General features: G+C 64.5%; 1 protein-coding gene. It reads left to right on the top strand.

Translation table 11 applies throughout. From position 1 onward, the window contains the following. Positions 1-146: 146 nt before the first annotated feature. On the top strand, positions 147-1523 hold a 1377-nt coding region (locus AC27IQ_RS24325), incomplete at its 3' end, for a polyhydroxyalkanoate depolymerase (RefSeq protein WP_487091105.1).

Below are 1523 nucleotides of genomic sequence, written 5' to 3'. Positions count from 1 at the left end.
TTTTAATAGCAAACAAACAGCTTGCCGTCACACGACAATTGTTTCCATTTGTCGCATAGGTGATTCGTTGTCAGTACTTTCACGCCATACAGGGGTTGCGTTGTGCTGCTATATTGCACTGCAACATATCCGGAGTTTCGCGCCAAATGCTTTACAACATCTACGAAACCCAGCGTTCGCTCATGGAGCCGTTCGCGGACTTTGCCCAGACCGCCTCCAAGCTCTACAGCAACCCCGTGTCGCCCTTCAGCCAGACGGTCTTCGCCCAGCGCATGTCCGCGGGCTATGACCTGCTGTACCGCCTGGGCAAGGATTACGAGAAGCCGGTGTTCGGCATCCACACCGTCAGCGTGGAGGGCACCGATGTCGCCATCCACGAACGGGTGGAGATCGACAAGCCCTTTTGCGAGTTGCGCCGCTTCAAGCGCTTCTCGGACGACCCCGCCACCCTCACCCACATCAAGCAGCAGCCCGCCGTGCTGATCGTGGCGCCGTTGTCGGGCCACTACGCCACGCTGCTGCGCGACACCGTGCGCACCATGCTGCAGGGCCACAAGGTCTACATCACCGACTGGAAGAATGCCCGCCTCGTGCCGCTGGCCGACGGTGCCTTCCATCTGGATGACTACGTGAACTACGTGCAGGAGTTCATCCGCCACCTGCAGTCGCGCTACGGCAACTGCCACGTGGTCAGCGTGTGCCAGCCCACGGTGCCGGTGCTGGCCGCCGTGTCGCTCATGGCCAGCCGCGGCGAGACCACCCCGCTGTCCATGACCATGATGGGCGGGCCCATCGACGCGCGCAAATCCCCCACTGCGGTGAACAACCTGGCCACGAACCGCAGCTACGAGTGGTTCGAGAACAACGTGATCTACCGCGTGCCCGACAGCTTCCCCGGCGCGGGCCGGCGCGTGTACCCCGGCTTCCTGCAGCACACCGGCTTCGTGGCGATGAACCCCGACCGCCACGCCACCAGCCACTACGACTATTTCAAGGACCTCATCAAGGGCGACGACGCCAGCGCCGAGGCCCACCGCAAGTTCTACGACGAATACAACGCCGTGCTGGACATGGATGCGGACTATTACCTGGAAACCATCAAGACCGTCTTCCAGGACTACAGCCTCGTGCACGGCACCTGGGATGTGCGCGCCCCTGAAGGCCAGCCCGAGCGCGTGCGCCCGCAGGACATCCACACCACCGCGCTGCTCACCGTCGAAGGCGAGCTGGACGACATCTCCGGCTCCGGCCAGACCGAGGCCGCGCACAGCCTGTGCACCGGCATCGCCCAGAAGAACCGCAGCCACTACGAAGTGAAGGGCGCGGGCCACTACGGCATCTTCAGCGGCCGCCGCTGGCGTGAGCTGGTGTACCCCCAGGTGCGCGACTTCATCCTGGCCCATGAGCCCGCCCACGCGGCCGATACCGGCACCACGCCCCTGCCCAGCGACGACACACCGCGCCGCCGGACCGGTGCTGCGGCGGCCGTGCACGCGGACACAGCCGGGCTGAAGGCCGCGGCC

This window comes from Acidovorax sp. KPB24-07 (assembly GCF_057543315.1).
Note: the sequence above shows the minus strand (reverse complement) of the source record. Positions and strands in the feature narration are given on the sequence as shown.